The organism is Oleiphilus sp. HI0132, assembly GCF_001635845.1.
In genome coordinates this window covers 1-855 of record NZ_LWGJ01001711.1, presented here as the reverse complement: position 1 = coordinate 855, position 855 = coordinate 1, and the positions used below count along the sequence as shown (strand labels likewise).

Below are 855 nucleotides of genomic sequence, written 5' to 3'. Positions count from 1 at the left end.
ATTCCACCCCCCCTATAGCGGCCTTCATCAAGAGGCTGGAGCACTACTAGGGTACCGATCACTTTCAGTAATAAAAGGTGAAGGCGGAGAGATTGAGCGAAATCCTGATAATGCCATGGTCGTAAAGTCAGCGATTAAGGGAGAGCTTACTGAAGAAGAGTGGCCTTCTCAATTTGAGCGAAGACACGTTAAAGGGCAGGATTTAACGGTTAACTACCTTAAGCAAGTTTGGCGTGGTGAGCAAGAAGACGAATATGCCTTAGGTGCCATTATCGGTACAACAGCCCTCGCCTTAAAATCTTTAAAACCAGAGTTCTCACAGAAGGACGCCTTCGCATTTGCCGAGAAACTTTGGAGTGAACGCAAATTAGACTTGATCTAATCTACGTTCTGTAAAACCTCTATCAAAGGCGCCAAATATTTTTCATACGGCGCCGATGCTCGCTTGGCATCTTTATATATAGGCTGCCTTACTTGCGCGACACTCGCTGTTCTCACTGCGCGCTTATTTTTATGAAATTCGAAGCAGCCACCCTCTGGCTCCAAATGGCAAAAGGCGAGTAAGTTGTTAATCTGGTGCTCTGAGTTATCCACCATCGCTTCATAATTAGCCTCATAAATACGATCACCAAATAGGTTCTGCCAATGCTTCATCATGTCTTTATAGGCGATATAATACTGGCCCAGCTCTGTTAAATCATTAGTGTATGCTGGGGAACCAGAAAAATTTTGTTTATAAATAGAAAAACAGGTTTCAAGCGGGTCACGTGTACAATGAATAACTTTAGCGTTAGGCATTACAGTTAAGATAAGCCCAACAAACATGAAGTTATAGGGCATCTTGTCTGTAAAATA

Annotated in this window: 1 protein-coding gene and 1 pseudogene; one reads left to right on the top strand and one right to left on the bottom strand. The window is 43.0% G+C overall.

Annotated features, from left to right (window positions below):
- Positions 1–382: pseudogene (locus A3766_RS31635) on the top strand (glycosyl transferase); the annotation flags it as partial.
- On the opposite strand, the gene A3766_RS26205 reads toward A3766_RS31635, so the two are convergent.
- Positions 379–855 (bottom strand): sulfotransferase (locus A3766_RS26205; protein WP_197479764.1); only part of this gene is annotated, 477 nt, incomplete at its 5' end. The pseudogene A3766_RS31635 and the gene A3766_RS26205 sit on opposite strands and share 4 nt — an antisense overlap.